Origin of the sequence: Pseudomyxococcus flavus, assembly GCF_050038885.1 — a bacterium.
Lineage (GTDB): Bacteria > Myxococcota > Myxococcia > Myxococcales > Myxococcaceae > Myxococcus > Myxococcus flavus.
Map to the genome: position 1 here is coordinate 793744 of NZ_CP143624.1, position 16285 is coordinate 810028.

Here is a 16285-nt window from a genome sequence, read left to right on the forward strand (position 1 = left end):
ATCCCAGGCCGAAAAATCGGCCCCGGGAGCGTTTCCGCCGTCCTTCCGCCGGGTTGAGCCCTTCCGTTCAATCCCAGCGGATCAGCCATCGGTCGAATTTTCAGCCGGGGCTCTCTCAGCGTGGCGGGTGGGGGCAGCCTGCGACACCGGTGTAGCGCACGCGCCCCAGCGCGGGCGCGGCGAGCGTGCCCCCCTGGGCTTTCCCGTAGTCGATGAGCGCCTGGCGCAGGTCGAGCCCCCTCACCGGGGACAGGTCGGCGCGCTCCGGTGGCAGGGCGCGCGTGACGGGCCCCAGGCCGTCGCCGCCCCGCGCCAGGAAGTCCGGCAGGGCCACGCGATACAGGTGCTCGGGCTGGAGCGGCTTGCCACCCGTGAGCGACACCCCCTGGAGCCGTCGCGGTCCCGGGCAGCGGTCCAGCGTCACCTCCAGGCCGGAGACAGCGAAGACGGCGCCCCGCTCATCGGCATGGGCCAGCGACATCAGCCGCGTCAGCTCGGCGCCCGTCAAGGTGATGACCGCCACCATGTTGTCGAAGGGCAGCGCCTCGAACACATGACCGAACGTCAGCGGCCCCGCTGGGAGGTCCGCGCGGATGCCGCCCGGGTTCATCACCCCGACGTCCGCGCGAGCCGACGCGCGCAGCACGTCCGCCACGAGGTTGCCCAGGGCGCCTTCGGCCGTGTACCCGCGGACGAGCGGGGTGGGCGCCACCAGCCCCACTTGGCGGTGCTGCGCCTCCCGCGCGAGCTCGAGCGCCGGCGCCAGCAGCGGCGCCACCTGGGCGTCGGGCACCACCTGCGTGCCCAGGAAGTCCGCGGGCGCCAGGCGCACCTCGGGCTGCGCCCCCAGGCGACGCCCATCACACGAGCCCGACGCCGCGTCCACCTTCGCACAGAGGGGAATGGCGGCCTGGATGCGGGTGCGCTCGGGGATGACCCGGCGGCGCACCGGGTCGACGTACAGCTCCACCACGCCCAGCGAGCGCGCCAGCCCCGACGTCTCGATGACGGGCACGTCGCCGAAGAAGTGCCCCATCGTCTGGTGCGTGTGCCCCGCCACCACCGCGTCCAGCGTGCCCGGCGGAAGCGCGTCCAGCATCGCCAGGATTTCCGCGTCACCCCGGTCACAGCTCGACGTGTCGCGGGGGTCGCGCAGGTCCGCGCACTTGCCGCCCGCGTGCGCCACCGCCACCACCACCTCCGCGCCTCGCGCACGCAGGGAGCGCGAAGCGTCCAGCGCGGCGGGCGCCAGGGGCAGGAAGCGCAACGACGTCACATTGGCGGGATTGGTGACATTGGGGGTGGACTCCGTGGTGAGCCCGAGCACGCCCACCTTCACGCCCTTCACCGTCGTCAGGAACGTGCCGTCGTTGCCCATCCAGGCGGGGGCCTTCCCGGTGGCGGCCTCGCGGAGGTTCGCGGACAACATCGGGAAGCGGGCCTGGCGGACGCGGGCCTTGAGCGCGCCCAGCGGATCCTCCCCGGCGCCGAGCGCCATGGAACCCGGGCCCTCGGGGCCATAGTCGAACTCGTGGTTGCCAATGGCCGCGGCGGCCACGCCCAGGTGGTTGTACACGTCGATGACGACGGCACCCTCCGTGAGGTTGGAGGGCAACGTGCCCTGGAACATGTCCCCCGCGTCGAGCAGCAACACGCCGTCCGGGTTGTCCGCTCGCAGCCGCGCCACATAGGCCGAGAGCGTGGCCGCCCCGCCCTCTTCCAGCACCTGCCCGTCCTTCAACGGCGTGCGGTGGGGCTCCACCTGTCCGTGGAAGTCGTTGATGCCCACCAGGGTGATGCGGACGGGCTCCGCGGGCGCGGGAGCCACCGGCGCCGTACGCGGCGTGGAGCCGGCACAGGCGGCGGCGCCACAGGCCAGCGCGAGGACGAGGACTCGGAAGGAATGCATGCGGGCGCGCACTTCAGCGCGGCACGCGCCCGCTGGCAACGCGCTTCAGTCTCGGCGGCGGCGCCCCAGCCGGACCAGGGCGAGCAGGGCCAGCAGCGCCGTGGACGGGACGGAGGCCGAGGCGCACGAGCACCCCGAGTCGTCAGAGGGCGGGTTCCACCCCGGCTGAGGCTGCGGCCCCGGTCCGCCGATGACGCCTCCCCCGTCACCCGGGCCACCGTCCGTGCCCCCGTCCGTCCCGCCGTCTGAGTCGGACCGCGTGTCGACTCGCAGCGGGGGTTCGAAGGCATCCGCCACGGCCGCCCAGGAGGCCAGCTTGAGGTTCTGCGGACTGCTCAGGGCGTCGCTGCCCGCGAAGAGCCCGTCCGGGAAGGAGGTGCCCATGCGCTGCGCGGACACCGCGAGGGCCAGCGGCGCATTCGCGCTGATGACACCACCGTCGGTGGCCAACTGGAACGTCCCCACGAAGGTCCGCGCCCTGCGCTCGAAGACAGCGAACGCATTCGCCCCCGGGTCGGCGACCAGGATGTACCCCTCGCCATTGCGCGCGCGGTACAGGCCCACGCGACCCACGTTGGTGGACAATTGCGTGCCCCCCGAGGCCGCCAGCTGCTGTCCCTCGCCGTCATCATCCGGCTCGGTGCTGTACCGCCACAGGCCCTGCCCCTGCTGCGTCACGAACAGCGACTCCGTCGCTTCGTCCACCACCAGCCCGACGACGGCTCCGGATGTGCGAAGCGACCGCACCGGCGTGGCCGTCACGGCGCCCAAATCCCCTGACAGCTCGTACTGCTGGAGGAAGCCATCCGCCCCCCCCGCGAAGAGATAGAAGCGGCCCGAGTCCTGGCTCCGGTGCAACGCCACGGCGGAGAACTGCCGCCCCGTCACGAAGCCCGGGGCGCCAAGGCGCACCACGCGGTCCGCGCGCCCGGTGTCTACGGTGAAAGCCGTCAGCCCGTTGGCGTTCAAGCTGGCCGCCACCACCAGCGTCTGCTCCACGCCGGACACCAGGAAGCCATCCAGCACGGCCACCGCCGACATGGGACCCTCCGCCAGCTCCGCATCCACCTGCTGGCCGTCGAGTCCGAAGGTGACCAGGCCCGTGTTGGCGTTCTCGTAGGCGGTGAGGAGCAGGCTGCTGGCGCTGTTGCCCGGGGCCTCCCAGAGCGTCGCGTCCCGGAGCACGCCACCGGTAATCGCCGGCTCTGGCAGGGTCTGCGACGAGGGTGCCACGGCGACCTGCGCGGACACAGGAGTGCCCAGCAGCAACGCCGCCAGGGCCAGGGGGGTTGGGTTCCGCATGACCGCCTCCAGGGTGAACGTTGGGAACGTCCTAACTTGGCATGAGCCCAATGTCTTTCAAGTAGGAAGACTCCGGGAACGGTTGGCGGGCGGCGACAGCGTCGGCTAGAAAGTGCGTCTTCCAGCCGACATAGAAACGACCATGGCGACCAAGCGCGCACTCATCACGGGCATCACGGGACAGGACGGCAGCTACCTGGCGGAGCTGCTCCTTTCAAAGGGCTATGAAGTGCACGGCATGGTGCGCCGCTCGTCGGAGGAGAAGTTCGAGCGCATCCAGCATCTTCACGGGAAGATCCAGCTCCACCAGGGTGACCTGCTGGACCAGTTCTCGCTCGCGGCGCTCTTGAACCTGACCAAGCCGGACGAGGTCTACAACCTGGCGGCGCAGTCCTTCGTCCCCACCAGCTGGAACCAGCCCGTGCTCACCGGCGAGTTCACCGCCCTGGGCGTGACGAAGATGCTGGAGGCCATCCGCCACACCCGCCCGGAGGCGCGCTTCTACCAGGCGTCGTCCAGCGAGATGTTCGGCAAGGTGCTGGAGGTCCCCCAGACGGAGGACACGCCCTTCTATCCGCGCAGCCCGTATGGCGTGGCCAAGGCGTACGGCCACCACATCACCGTGAACTACCGCGAGTCGTTCAACCTCTTCGCGGTGAGCGGCATCCTCTTCAACCACGAGTCGCCGCGCCGGGGCCTGGAGTTCGTCACGCGCAAGGTCACCTACAACGTGGCGCGCATCAAGCTGGGCCTCCAGGACAAGCTGCCCATGGGCAACCTGGACGCCAAGCGGGACTGGGGCTTCGCCGGCGACTACGTGGAGGCCATGTGGCGGATGCTCCAGCAGCCGCAGGCCGAGGACTACGTGATAGCCACCAACGAGACGCACACGGTGCGAGAGCTGGTGGAGATTGCGTTCGCCCGCGTGGGCCTGGACTGGGAGAAGCACGTCTACATCGATCCGGCCTTCGTGCGGCCGGCCGAGGTGGACCTGCTCATCGGCGACCCGACCAAGGCGAAGACGAAGCTGGGCTGGGAGCCCAAGGTCCGTTTCAAGGAACTGGTGGAGATGATGGTGGACGCGGACCTCGAGCGCGTGAAGGCGGGGCAGCGGTAGATGCGCATTCTCGTCACGGGAGCGGATGGCTTCGTTGGCCGGCACCTGTGCGCGCTGCTGCGCGCCGCGGGCGACGAGGTGGTGGAGGCCCACGGACCGCGCGGTGAGGGCATCAACAGCAGCGCCCTGCACTTCGACGTGGCCAACGAGGCCGCGGTGAAGGCGGCGGTGGCCGAGACGAAGCCCGAGGGCATCATCCACCTCGCGGGCTTCAGCTCGGTCGCGAAGAGCCACCACAACCCGTCACGGGTGTTCGCGGTGAACACCATGGGCGTGGTGCACCTGCTCACCGCGGTGCGCGAGAGTGTCCCGAAGGCGCGCGTGGTGCTGGTGGGCTCCGGCGAGGTGTACGGCCCGGTGCCCGAGGGCACGCGCGCCGCCGAGGACACGCCCGCGGTGCCGCTGAGCCCCTACGCGGCCTCCAAGTCCGCGGCGGAGCTGGCCGCGGTGCAGTTCCACCGCAGCTACGGGCTGGAAGTCGTGATGGCGCGGCCCTTCAACCACCTGGGCGCGGGGCAGGACCCCACCTTCGTGGTGCCCTCGTTTGCGGCGCAGATTCGCGCCATCGGCCTGGGCACGGTGGACCCGGTGCTGCGCACCGGCAACCTGGAGGCGGTGCGCGACTTCTCGCACGTCCGCGACGTGGTGGAGGCGTACCGGCTGCTGCTGGAGAAGGGCGAGCCGGGACAGGCGTACAACATCGCCAGCGGTGAAGGGCGCACCATCCGCAGCCTGCTGGAGGAGATGCTGCAGCTGGCGGGCGTCAACGCGCGCATCGAGCTGGACCCCGCGCGGCTGCGGCCCTCCGACATCCCCAGCCTCGTCGGCGCGCCCGACAAGCTGAAGGCCCTGGGGTGGGCCCCGAAGCTGACGGTGACGGACGCGCTCCGCGACGTGCTCGGCCCCCGCGTCCCCGGCGCGGCCTGAGCCTCGCTTCACGGCCGGGGCGTGGGTCAGCCGCCCCGTTGCCGCAAGGCCGCCCAGGCCTCGAGCCGCCGGTCCAGCGCCGTGAGGCTCCACAGGTCCGCCGGGTTGTCTGGCCCTACCTGGGCCAGGTCCCGCTGGAGCGCCTCACGCGCCTCGACGACGCCCCACTCCGACAACACCCGCAGCGCCATCAGCGACGGCCTGCGCGTCACCAGCGCCAACAGCGCGTCCACGACGCGTGGGCTGCGCTCGTCGGCCAGGCGCTGCACGGCCTCGTGACGTGCCTCGGGCGTGGAGTCCGGCGCCTCCAGCACCGCCGCGAGCGAGGTGAAGCGCGCATCGGCCAACAACGGGCGCGGCCCTGGCAGCGGCTCCCAGTGCTCCACGGTGACGCGCGTGCGGCCAAGGGCGACGCACTCCCGGCGCACGCCGTCATCGCCGAAGAGGTCCAGCATGCTGTCCCTGGACGGTGTGCCTCCCTGGAGCACCTGCCGGGCGCGCTCGGAGAGCCCGGGTGACACACCGAGCAGATGGATGCGCAGCACGGTGGCCTCGGCCGCGGCGCTCTGCTCGGCGGGGACGCGGTTCCACTTGAGGAACACCTCCGCCATGCCACCCGCCTCGACATACCAGCGGTACTCCAGCCACACGGCGCTCGGGCGGAGCGCGAAGCGCGCGTCTTCCTGTTCGCGGAGCCGGGGAGCCCCCTCCTCCAGGCCGAAGAAGGAGCGTTCCAGCAGGACTTGTGCGTCGGAGAGCGTCATGAAGGCAGGCGCCGCGGAACACGGCGTCCCGGCAGTGTACGGCGCTTGTCAGGCGCGCGCGCCATCGCCGTTGGTGTACCATCAACACTATCTCCAGGGAGAGACCATGAGCGGCGCTCCGAAGCCCCGGTTCACCTTCTTCTGGCGGGACCACTCGCCCTTCTCGCAGTGGCACCGCGTCGCCTTCGAGGTGGGCGGCGTGCGCTACACGTGCGCGGAGCAGTACATGATGGCGGGCAAGGCGCGCCTCTTCGGCGACACCGAGGTTCTGGCGCGCATCCTGGCGTCGGACGCTCCCAAGACGCACAAGGCGCTGGGCCGCAAGGTCCGCCACTTCGACGCCGCGCAGTGGGAGCAGGCGCGCGAGCAGATTGTCTACGAGGGCAACCGCGCGAAATTCACGCAGAACCCTTCACTGCTGGAGGCGCTGCTGGCCACGGCAGGCACGGAGCTGGTGGAGGCCAGTCCGCTGGACCGCATCTGGGGCGTGGGCCTGAGCGAGGAGGACCCGCGCATCCAGGACCCCGCTCAGTGGCGGGGCTTGAACCTGCTGGGCAAGGTCCTCACGAAGCTGCGTGAGGACCTGCTGGCGGCGGGTGCGGCTCAGAAGGCGTAGTGCACGGGGGCCTGGTCCGGCAGGGCCAGATTCACCGCGCCCGACGCCTTGCCGAACTGCGCGCCGAAGCGCTGCGAAATGGGAGACAGGTCGAAGCGCGGCCTCTTCCGAAGGAGCGCCTTGCACCGGTCATTGTTCCCGTCGTGCACCAGCACCAGGTTCGCCACCGGCGTGCCGTCCGCGCCCTGCTGGAGCGTGCCGTCCCAGGCCAGCGTGTACGTGTGCTCGGCGCAGCCTCCGCCGTGCGTCACGAGCAACTCCAGGACGTTGCCCTCCACGCGGGCGCTCATGATGGAGATGGCGTCCTTCGGCTCGGGGTTCGCCGTCACCTCCAGCGGCAGCGCAGGCGCCTGAGCCTCGCCCTCCGCCACGGGGGGAATCGCCACGGCCTGCGGCGCGCCGGACGCCTGCGAGTCCCCCTGCGTCTGCGACTCCGCCGGCGCTTGTGACTCACCCGCGGGCGCAGGCGCCGCGCCGGAGCTGGCAGGCGGTGCCTCCGCGGTCGCCTCGCCCACCTCCTGACGGCTCGCGCAGCCCACGAGCAGCCCGCACAGCATGACTCCACTCCAGACGAGCTTTCGCATACGCCTCCTTATCGCCGCAGCGCGGCCTCGTACGCCGCCAGGGTACCCTCGGCGGTCCGCTTCCAGGTGAACTTCGATGCCTGGACCTTTCCACGCTCCGCGAGCGCCCGCCGTTCCTCCGGAGAATGGAGCAGCCGCTCCAGGGCCCGCGTGAGCCCGTTCGCATCGTCCGGCCCCACCCTCAGCGCGGCATCCCCGCAGACCTCCGGCAGCGAGCCCGCCGTGGAGACGATGGTGGGCGTCCCCAGCCGCATCGCCTCCAGCGGTGGCAGGCCGAACCCCTCATAGCGCGAGGGGAACACGAACACGGCCGCGCGGCGCATCAGCTCGTAGAACACCGCGTCGGACTGATAGCCGAGCGAGCGCACGTCGTGCCCCTCCGAGCGCAGCCGGGAGATTCGCGACTCCACGCGGCCGGCGCCGAACCAGCTCTGCCCCGCGAGCACGAGCGACGCGGGCCGGCCCCGCAGGCGCAGTCGCTCCAGGGCGTCCAGCACCAGGTCCACGTTCTTCCGCACGTCGAGCGAGCCCGCGTAGAGCACGTAGTCCTTCGGCAGCGAGAGCGCACGCAGGAAATCCTTGCTGGTGGCGTCCAGCTCCGGCGCATGGACGTGGTCCACGCCGTTGGGCACCACCACCGTGCGCGGCTCCACCTCCGGGTAGCGGGCCAGCAGGTCCTGCCGCGTGCGCTCGCTCACGCACACCACCTGGTCCGCCACCATCAGGCTGCGTGCAAGCCACAGGCGGAACTGCCAGCGGAACGCGGAGGACACCGTCTCCGGCATCAGCAGCGGGATGAGGTCATGCACCGTCAGCACGTACTTCATGCCCGGGGCGCGGACGAGCGGCAGGTTGAAGTTGCCGTGCGCGTGGTACAGCGACGCGTCCGAGCCCCGGAGCACGCGCGGCAAGCCGCCCAGCGTCCAGGCGGTGCGCCCGGCCTTCGCGCGGGGGGCCTCACCGGAGTGCTGCGCGCCCACGCGGGTGAGGCGGACACCGAGCGATTCCAGCGCGGAGGCCAGGCAACGGGTGTACAGGCCGATGCCGGTGGTCGGCTCGTCCCAGAGTGTCGCGTCGAAGGCGATGGGTCCCATGGACACGGTGCGCCTCATAGCACGTGCATGTGATAGGCAGGGCCGGCATGGCGATCCACCAGTTGATACCGAGCTTTGTCCCCGGCGACGCCACCGGGCAGGCCGCGCTGCACCTGCAGCTCGTGCTGCGGCGGATGGGGCACGCGGGCGCGCTGTACGCGGACGAGGTGGGCCCGGGACTCGAGGGGCTGGCCCAGCCCGCCGACAGGCTGCGGCCCGAACCGGGTGACCTGGTCCTCTACCACCACGGCATCGCCTCCCCGCTCAGCAGCCGGCTGATGCACCTGTCCTGCCGCCGCGGCATCGTCTTCCACAACATCAGCCCCGCGCGTTTCTATGAGGGGCTGCCGCTGGCGGAGGCCCTGGTGGCGGGCCGGGCCCAGCTCGCCGCGATGGCCCCCTTCACGGACGTGGCCATTGGCGTGTCGGACTTCAACGCCGCCGAGCTGCGCGCCGCGGGCTATCGCAACGTCCACACGGTGCCCCTCTTCATCGAGCCGGAGCGCTTCTCCCGCGCCAGCGCGGACGCGAAGATGCTCCAGCGGCTCGCCGGTCCCGGGCCCGTGCTGCTCGGCGTGAGCCGGGTGATGCCGCACAAGCGCTTCGAGGACCTGCTCGCGCTCCACCGGGAAGTGCTGCGGCTGCGGCCCCAGGCGCGCCTGCTGATGGTGGGCGGCTACGAGCCCGGCAGCCGCTACTTCCGCATGCTCGCGCGCGAGGCGCGGGACTTGCGCGGCGTGAGCTTCCTGGGGCGCCTGAGCCACGCCCAGCTCGTCGCCGCGTACCGCTCCGCGTCCGTCTTCGTCTCCATGAGCGAACACGAGGGCTTTGGCGTGCCGCTCATCGAGGCCATGGCCGCCGAGGTCCCCGTGCTGGCCTATGCGGCCGCGGCGGTGCCGGAGACGCTGGGCGGCGCGGGCGTGGCGTTCGACCAGAAGCGCTTCGCCTTCCTCGCGGAGCTGGCGGTGGACCTGAGCGAGGACCTGTCCCTGCGCGAGCCCATCATCGCCGGGCAGACGCGGCGGCTGGAGCATTTCTCCGCGGCCTCCGCGCAGGCCTCGCTGGCCAGGGCCCTGGAGTCGGTCCTCCCCCGCCCCGCGCCCCGGAGGCCCCGGAAGATTCCTCGGCGCCCACGCATCGCGCTGGTGGTGCAGCGCTACGGCGAGGTGACGGGCGGCGCGGAGAAGCTCGCCGCGCAGATGGCCGAGCACCTGGCCCCGCACTGGGACCTCACCGTGCTGACCACGTGCGCGAAGAACCACCTGGTCTGGGACAATGCCTTCCCCGCCGGCCCGGACGAGGTGAACGGCATCAAGGTGCTGCGCTTCCCCTCTACGCGGGTGCGCAACATCCGTGGGTTCAACGGCCTGTCGCGGCAGGTGTTCGACAAGAGCCTCGAGCGGCTGCGCGAGGAGCAGTGGGTCGCCGAGCAGGGCCCCATGTGCCCCGGTCTGCTGAACCACCTGGCCACCGAGCGCGACGCCTACGACGGCTACCTCTTCTTCACCTACCTCTACGCGCCCACGGTGTGGGGGCTGCCGCTGGTGGCGGACCGGGCGCTGCTGGTGCCCACCACGCATGACGAGGCCCCGGTCCGCTTCGGCACCTACCGGGATGTCTTCGAGCGCCCGCGCGCCCTGCTCTGCCTCACGCCGGAAGAGAACACCCTCATCGAGAAGTACTTCCCGAACCACGCGCGCACGCGGGTGGTCGGCGTGGGCGTGGACCGGCCGCGGGCGGACAGCGCTCGCTTCCGGCAGAAGCACGGCATCCACCGGCACTACCTGCTCTACATCGGCCGGCAGGAGCCGGGCAAAGGCGTGCCCGAGCTGCTCGAGTACCACCGTGCGCTGAAGGAGCGGTTCGCCGACGCGCCGGACCTGGTGCTCGCGGGCGACACCAACATGGAGCTGTCTGGCGAGGGCGTGCGCTACCTGGGGCGCATCGAGGAGCAGGACAAGCACGACGCGCTGGCGGGGGCGCTGGCGGTGGTGGTGCCCTCCCGCTACGAGAGCCTGTCGCTGCTGACGCTCGAGTCCTTTGCCCAGGCGACGCCCGTGCTGGTGAACGGGCGCTCGGAGGTGCTCGTGGGGCAGGTGGAGCGCAGCGGCGCGGGCCGCGCGTACACGGACCTGGAGTCCTTCATCCAGGGCCTGCGCGAGGTGGGCTCGGAGCGGGGCCCCATGGGCAAGCGGGGCCTCGCCTACGTGAAGAAACAGGGCTGGCCACAGGTCGTGGCCGCCTACCGGGAAGAGATGCAACGCATCCTCGAGGAGAATCGCCAATGAAGCTGCTGGGACGGGACATCCCCGCGCGGGAGCTGATTGCCCGCATCGAGGAGCGCCTGCGCACGCGCGGCCTCCCCACCTCCGAGGAAGTGGAGCTCCCTCCCGAGGGCGTGGAGCCCCGGGTGGAGCCCCTGACCTTCAACCTGCACGCGCTGGAAGAGCATGCCGACGCCACGCGCCCGCTCCCGCTGCACACGCACCGGGGCGGTGTGGGACAGGTGGTGCTGCTCGCCAAGTGGGCCTTCCGCAAGTCGTGCCAGGTGTTCATCAACGAGGCGCTGGGCAGGCAGCGCGTGTTCAACGGGCACGTGCGCGACTCCTACGCACAGCTCTCCGCCGAGGTGCTGCGCCTGCGGCGCGAGGTGGAGGCCCTGCGGGCGCGGAGCGCTGCCACCGTGGCGGAGACGTCTCTGCCGAGCGCGCAGCCATCGCGACCTGAAGCCTCGGCCCTGACTGCCTCCGAGCCACTCACGGTTCAGGCGCCCGCGGCGTCCACTTCCGCGCGCCAGGGAGACACCGTGCTTCCCAAGCCTCGGGACGCGCGGCGGCCCCCGGGCCAGCCTGCTCGAGCCAGGAAGCCCGCGGAATCCGCTCCCGTGGAAGCGGCGTCGAACGAAACCGCTCGGGAGAAGGGCGGTGACACGTCCCCGGCGCCCCACGCCCCGAGCGATGCGGCCAACGCGCCAACCGGGGCCCGTACTTCGGCCACCGCGAGGGCGAAGACGACGGCCCCCGCTTCGGCCCCACGCGCGAAGAAGGCCGCGACCACCGCCCAGGCCACCGGGCCCAAGAAGCCGCACCGACGTTCCCAGGGACAGAAGAAGCATCGTCCCAAGCCGAACCGCTGACCGCGGAGCCGGGCCGTCGATACCTCGCATTGACGGCCCGTCCGCACCTGTGCTCAATCGCGTCCGTGACCGTACCCGCCGTCAGCGTCGTCATCCCCGCCTACAACGAGGGACAGCGGCTTCCCCGCTTCGTCGAGGCGCTCACGCGCGTGTTCCTGGAGCGCCCCGCTGCCCCGGTCGAGTTCATCGTCGTCGACGATGGCAGCACGGCCGGGCACACCGAGCAGCAGCGCGCCAGTGTGGAGGCAGCCCAGGCCCGATTCGTCAGCGCGGGTGCGCCGCATCAGTTCACCTACGTGACGGCACCTCGCAATCAGGGTAAGGGCTCTGCCATCCGTCTCGGCTGGCGCCATGCGTCAGCGGGCGTCACCTGGCTGGCCTTCCTGGACGCGGACGGAGCCATCTGCGCGGAGGAGTTCCACCGGCTGGTCGAGCTAGCCACCTCCCCCGCCTCGGCGAACCTGGACGTGCTCGCGGGCTCGCGCATCCTGATGGCCGGCCGCCGCGTGGTGCGCAACCTCCACCGTCACCTGCAAGGTCGCATCTTCGCCACGCTCACCGACGCGAACTTCAAGCTGCATTTCTACGACACGCAGTGCGGCGTGAAGTTCATGCGAGCCGACCTGCTGCGTCCGCTGCTGGACGTGCTCCAGGAGCAGCGCTGGCTGCTGGATGTGGAGCTGCTGGTGCTGTTGAAGCGCCGGGGCGCGCGCTTCCTGGAGGTCCCCATCGACTGGGAGGACTTCGGCGGCTCGAAGGTCGTCCCCGGTCTCGATGCGGCCCGCATGTTCTGGGGCCTGCTGAAGCTCCGGCGGCGCCTGGAGCGCGTCGCATTGCCAGGCCCTCGCGAAGCGCTTCCCAGCGGCAGCCCGCGGGCTCGGCAGTAGCCGGCCACGCTCCCGTGTAGGCGTGCCGCCCCTGCGCCCCTCTCCTGCGCCACGCGCTCTCACCTCCAGTGACAAGCCCGCTTGATTTCCCGGCGGTGGCCCGCGAAATAGGTCGGACTTGGAAGCCGTTCCTCCAGGTTCCTCCCACACTGTTCGTGACATGCGCGCATTGACCGACCTGTCCTCTGACGCCACCCCTCCTCTGTCGCTGGGCCTGCCGGGCTTCGTCTTCGAGGACCTGTACCGCCCCAGCGGTCTGCGCCGACTGGCGGAGCGCTTCGACGCGAAGCTCGCGGAGGACGAGCCCGAGCTCTTCCAGTCCTTCGACGCCTACCGCAAATCGGGCGGCACGAGTGTCAGTGGCGCCGCCGAGTCGGAGCTGCTCATCCGCGTGGCCCGCCACGTGTCGCGCTTCGTCACGCGCCTCTTCCGCGTGGAGCAGGAGCTGGAGCGCCTGTCCGGCCGCCTCAAGGGCGAGCTGCCGCTCTTCGACTTCAAGCGCGAGTTCATCACCCGCCGCGTCTTCAAGAAGGGCGCCGCGGACCGCCCGACGCTGGCCGAGTTCCCCTCGCTGGACGCGCGCATGCGGCTGCTTCTGCAGCTGGGCTTCCCCGAGGCGCTGGCCACCGGTGACCTGGAGCGCGGCCTGGCGGAGTCCATCCTCTCGTTGATGGACCTGGAGCGCCTGTTCTCCAACGCGCTGCCCGCCGAGCGGAAGGACGAGGCGGAGGCGCTGCGGGCGCGCTGGGCCGCGCTGCGCGAGGTGCTGCTGTCCACGCCCGAGGGCAAGGATGCCTTCGGCTCCAGCCTCGTCACCACGGGCGATGACGCCGCGGAGCTCCAGTCCGTGCGCGCGCTGCTGTCGCTGGCGGACCGCTGGACCTACGCGCGGGCCCTGCACCCGGAGACGAAGGAGCTCTTCCACACCTGGCCCACGCACCGGATTCCCAAGCCCCTGGTGTTCGACCAGCTCGTCCAGCTCCAGCGCCCGGACAACGAACTGCCGGAGGCCACCGAGGGCCTGGAGCACCACCTGCGCCACCGCGACGGCTTCAAGCTCACCGACCGCCGGGGCACCCCGCGCGACGTGATGAACGAGGTGGACTACTGCGTGCTCTGCCACGAGCGGCAGAAGGACTCGTGCTCGTCCGGCTTCCCCGCCAAGGACCCGGTGGCGGAGGGACACCACTACAAGAAGAACCCGCTGGGCATCCCCCTCAACGGGTGCCCGCTCGACGAGCGCATCTCCGAGGCGCACCTGCTCAAGCGCGAGGGCAACGCCGTGGCCGCGCTGGCCATGGTGACGCTGGACAACCCGATGTGCCCGGGCACCGGCCACCGCATCTGCAATGACTGCATGAAGGCCTGCATCTTCCAGAAGCAGGAGCCGGTGAACATCCCCCTGGCGGAGACGGCCACGCTCACCGACGTGCTGGGCCTGCCCTGGGGCTTCGAAATCTACGGCCTGCTCACGCGCTGGAACCCGCTCAACGTCCGCCGTCCGTATGCGCTGCCCTACGTGGGCCGCAACGTGCTGGTGGTGGGCCTGGGGCCCGCGGGCTACACGCTGTCGCACTACCTGCTCAACGAGGGCTTCGGCGTCACCGGCGTGGACGGCCTCAAGATCGAGCCCTTCCCCGACGAGCTCGTGGGCCGCAACGGCCACGCGCTCAAGCCCATCCGTGACTGGGCCGCGCTCACCAGCGAGCTGGACGAGCGCATCCTGGAGGGCTTCGGCGGCGTGTCCGAGTACGGAATCACCGTGCGCTGGGACAAGAACTTCCTCACGCTCATCCACCTCACGCTGGCGCGCCGCGAGGGCTTCCGCATCTTCGGCGGCGTCCGCTTCGGAGGAACGCTGACGGTGGAGGACGCGTGGGCGCTGGGCTTCGACCACATCGCCATCGCCGCTGGCGCGGGACGTCCCACCATCATCGGGATGAAGAACAACCTCATCCGGGGCATCCGCAAGGCCAGTGACTTCCTGATGGCGCTCCAGCTCTCGGGCGCGTTCAAGAAGGACTCGCTCGCCAACCTCCAGGTGCAGCTGCCCGCCATCGTCATCGGCGGCGGCCTCACCGGCATCGACACCGCCACCGAGCTGATGGCGTACTACCCGGTGCAGGTGGAGAAGGCGCTCGCCCGCCACGAGAAGCTGGTGGCGCAGGTGGGCGAGGAGGCGGTGCTGGCCCGCCTCGACGCGGAGGAGCGCGCCACCTATCAGACCTTCCTGGAGCACGGCCGCGCGGTGCGCGAGGAGCGCGAGAAGGCCAGGGCCCAGGGCCGAGACCCGGACTTCATCAAGCTGGTGCGCGGCTGGGGCGGCGTCAGCCTCGTCTACCGCCGCGGCCTCACCGAGTCCCCCGCCTACCGCCTCAACCACGAGGAGGTGACGAAGGCGCTGGAGGAAGGCATCCGCTTCATCGAGCGCATGAGCCCGGTGGAGGCGCTCCCGGACGCCTCCGGCGCGGTGCGCGCGCTGCGCTTCGAGCGCATGGTGACGGTGGACGGCAAGCTCAAGGGCAGCGGCCAGTTCTTCGAGCTGCCCGCGCGCACGGTGTGCGTCGCCGCCGGCACGGCCCCCAACGTCACCTACGAGAAGGAGTACCCGGGCACCTTCCAGCTCGATGCGCGCGGCGAGTACTTCCAGAGCCACGAGCTGGTGGAGACGGACGGCGGCTTCTCGCTGGCCCCCGTGAAGGCGAAGGAGGACCCGGCGGCCAAGACGGGCTTCTTCACCTCGTACCAGCGGGACGGCCGCTTCATCTCCTTCTACGGCGACAACCACCCCACCTACGCCGGCAACGTGGTGAAGGCCATGGCCAGCGCGAAGGATGGCCACCCGCAGGTGGCGCGGCTGTTCGCCAAGGAGGTCGCCTCGCTCGACTTCACCGACGAGGTGGCCCAGGCCGCGCGTGACGCGAAGCGCGCCGAGCACTTCGCGAAGCTGGACGAGGCGTTCACCGCCACCGTGGTGGCCGTCAACCGGCTGACGCCGACCATCGTCGAGGTGGTGGTGCGCGCGCCCTTCGCCGCCAGCCACTTCTCCCCGGGCCAGTTCTACCGGCTGCAGAACTTCGAGCGGAACGCGCCCGTGGTGGACGGCGTGCGCCTCACCATGGAGGGCCTGGCCCTCACCGGTGCGTGGGTGGACAAGGAGAAGGGGCTGATGGGCACCATCGTGCTGGAGATGGGCTCGTCCTCGCGCCTGTGCGCCGCGCTCAAGCCCGGCGAGCCCGTGGTGCTGATGGGCCCCACGGGCGCGCCCACGGAGATTGGCCACAACGAGACGGTGGTGCTCGTGGGCGGTGGCCTGGGCAACGCGGTGCTCTTCTCCATCGCCCGCTCGCTCAAGGCGGCCGGCTGCCGCGTCGTCTACTTCGCCGGCTACCGGCAGAAGACGGACTCCTTCAAGCACGACGAAATCGAGGCCGGCACGGACCAGATTGTGTGGTCCGTGGACACGGGGGACACGATTGAGCCGCGCCGCCCGCAGGACGCGGCGTTCCGGGGCAACGTGGTGCAGGCGATGGTGGCCTACGCCGAGGGCAAGCTGGGCCCGGCGCCCGTCATCTCCCTGGCGGATGTGGACCGCATCATCGCCATCGGCTCGGACGGCATGATGCGCGCGGTGGCCGAGGCGCGGCACGGCGTGCTCCAGCCGCACCTCAAGCCGGGCCACGAGGCCATCGGCTCCATCAACTCGCCGATGCAGTGCATGATGAAGGAGATCTGCGCCCAGTGCCTCCAGCGGCACGTGGACCCGGTGACGGGCAAGGAGACGTGGGTGTTCTCCTGCTACAACCAGGACCAGCGGCTGGACCAGGTGGACTTCGTCAACCTGCGGCAGCGCCTGCGCGGCAACACCGTCATGGAGAAGGTCGCCGACGTCTACCTGGCGCAGCTCTTCAAGCAGGCCCCCCACCTCAAGCGCATCTGAGGCGAGGAG

The 16285-nt window shown here is 70.9% G+C and carries 12 protein-coding genes; 7 read left to right on the top strand and 5 right to left on the bottom strand.

Translation table 11 applies throughout. The features are described from left to right. Positions 1-115 precede the first annotated feature (115 nt). Complete coding sequence (locus VZL07_RS03200) at positions 116-1909, bottom strand: bifunctional metallophosphatase/5'-nucleotidase (protein WP_426753848.1); 1794 nt, start codon at positions 1907-1909, stop codon at positions 116-118. Between the two features lie 45 nt (positions 1910-1954). Then, positions 1955-3211, bottom strand: coding sequence for a myxosortase-dependent phytase-like phosphatase (locus VZL07_RS03205; protein ID WP_426753849.1), 1257 nt, complete (start codon positions 3209-3211; stop codon positions 1955-1957). Positions 3212-3353: 142 nt separating this feature from the next. Here VZL07_RS03205 and gmd point away from each other — a divergent pair, with 142 nt between their 5' ends. Continuing rightward, entirely contained in the window at positions 3354-4328 is a 975-nt protein-coding gene (gene gmd, locus VZL07_RS03210; RefSeq protein WP_426753850.1) for a GDP-mannose 4,6-dehydratase, read from the top strand. Beyond that, the gene (locus tag VZL07_RS03215) at positions 4329-5255 is read left to right on the top strand and encodes a GDP-mannose 4,6-dehydratase (protein WP_426753851.1); all 927 of its coding nucleotides are present in this window, start codon (positions 4329-4331) and stop codon (positions 5253-5255) included. A gap of 26 nt (positions 5256-5281) precedes the next feature. On the opposite strand, the gene VZL07_RS03220 is transcribed toward VZL07_RS03215, so the two are convergent. Further along, positions 5282-6019: a hypothetical protein gene (locus VZL07_RS03220; protein ID WP_426753852.1), complete on the bottom strand. Its 738-nt coding sequence runs from the start codon at positions 6017-6019 to the stop codon at positions 5282-5284. 106 nt (positions 6020-6125) lie between these two features. Between VZL07_RS03220 and VZL07_RS03225 the strand changes: the two genes are divergently transcribed. Then, complete coding sequence (locus VZL07_RS03225; RefSeq protein WP_426753853.1) at positions 6126-6635, top strand: NADAR family protein; 510 nt, start codon at positions 6126-6128, stop codon at positions 6633-6635. Here VZL07_RS03225 and VZL07_RS03230 read toward each other — a convergent pair. Together VZL07_RS03230 and VZL07_RS03235 are read right to left on the bottom strand one after the other, a co-directional pair. Then, positions 6623-7219: a hypothetical protein gene (locus VZL07_RS03230; protein WP_426753854.1), complete on the bottom strand. Its 597-nt coding sequence runs from the start codon at positions 7217-7219 to the stop codon at positions 6623-6625. The two genes, VZL07_RS03225 and VZL07_RS03230, sit on opposite strands and share 13 nt — an antisense overlap. A gap of 8 nt (positions 7220-7227) precedes the next feature. Beyond that, positions 7228-8313: a glycosyltransferase family 4 protein gene (locus VZL07_RS03235; RefSeq protein ID WP_426757225.1), complete on the bottom strand. Its 1086-nt coding sequence runs from the start codon at positions 8311-8313 to the stop codon at positions 7228-7230. Between the two features lie 47 nt (positions 8314-8360). Here VZL07_RS03235 and VZL07_RS03240 point away from each other — a divergent pair, with 47 nt between their 5' ends. The 4 genes from VZL07_RS03240 to VZL07_RS03255 all read left to right on the top strand — a co-directional run bounded on the left by VZL07_RS03240 (position 8361) and on the right by VZL07_RS03255 (position 16276). Continuing rightward, positions 8361-10601 (top strand): glycosyltransferase family 4 protein, encoded by a 2241-nt coding sequence (locus VZL07_RS03240; RefSeq protein WP_426753855.1) that lies wholly within the window; start codon positions 8361-8363, stop codon positions 10599-10601. Beyond that, a complete protein-coding gene (locus VZL07_RS03245; RefSeq protein WP_426753856.1) occupies positions 10598-11449 on the top strand; it encodes a hypothetical protein in 852 nt (283 codons plus the stop codon). Before VZL07_RS03240 ends, VZL07_RS03245 begins: the two co-directional genes overlap by 4 nt. Positions 11450-11514: 65 nt before the next feature. Next, positions 11515-12336 (top strand): glycosyltransferase, encoded by an 822-nt coding sequence (locus tag VZL07_RS03250; RefSeq protein WP_426753857.1) that lies wholly within the window; start codon positions 11515-11517, stop codon positions 12334-12336. A gap of 160 nt (positions 12337-12496) precedes the next feature. After that, complete coding sequence (locus tag VZL07_RS03255; RefSeq protein WP_426753858.1) at positions 12497-16276, top strand: FAD-dependent oxidoreductase; 3780 nt, start codon at positions 12497-12499, stop codon at positions 16274-16276. The last annotated feature ends 9 nt before the right edge of the window (positions 16277-16285 follow it).

Bases quoted from the DNA above. Each gene is read 5' to 3' on its own strand.
- VZL07_RS03200 (WP_426753848.1), bottom strand. From the start codon at position 1,909: ATGCATTCCTTCCGAGTCCTCGTCCTCGCGCTGGCCTGTGGCGCCGCC.
- VZL07_RS03205 (WP_426753849.1), bottom strand. From the start codon at position 3,211: ATGCGGAACCCAACCCCCCTGGCCCTGGCGGCGTTGCTGCTGGGCACT.
- gmd (WP_426753850.1), top strand. From the start codon at position 3,354: ATGGCGACCAAGCGCGCACTCATCACGGGCATCACGGGACAGGACGGC.
- VZL07_RS03215 (WP_426753851.1), top strand. From the start codon at position 4,329: ATGCGCATTCTCGTCACGGGAGCGGATGGCTTCGTTGGCCGGCACCTG.
- VZL07_RS03220 (WP_426753852.1), bottom strand. From the start codon at position 6,019: ATGACGCTCTCCGACGCACAAGTCCTGCTGGAACGCTCCTTCTTCGGC.
- VZL07_RS03225 (WP_426753853.1), top strand. From the start codon at position 6,126: ATGAGCGGCGCTCCGAAGCCCCGGTTCACCTTCTTCTGGCGGGACCAC.
- VZL07_RS03230 (WP_426753854.1), bottom strand. From the start codon at position 7,219: ATGCGAAAGCTCGTCTGGAGTGGAGTCATGCTGTGCGGGCTGCTCGTG.
- VZL07_RS03235 (WP_426757225.1), bottom strand. From the start codon at position 8,313: ATGGGACCCATCGCCTTCGACGCGACACTCTGGGACGAGCCGACCACC.
- VZL07_RS03240 (WP_426753855.1), top strand. From the start codon at position 8,361: ATGGCGATCCACCAGTTGATACCGAGCTTTGTCCCCGGCGACGCCACC.
- VZL07_RS03245 (WP_426753856.1), top strand. From the start codon at position 10,598: ATGAAGCTGCTGGGACGGGACATCCCCGCGCGGGAGCTGATTGCCCGC.
- VZL07_RS03255 (WP_426753858.1), top strand. From the start codon at position 12,497: ATGCGCGCATTGACCGACCTGTCCTCTGACGCCACCCCTCCTCTGTCG.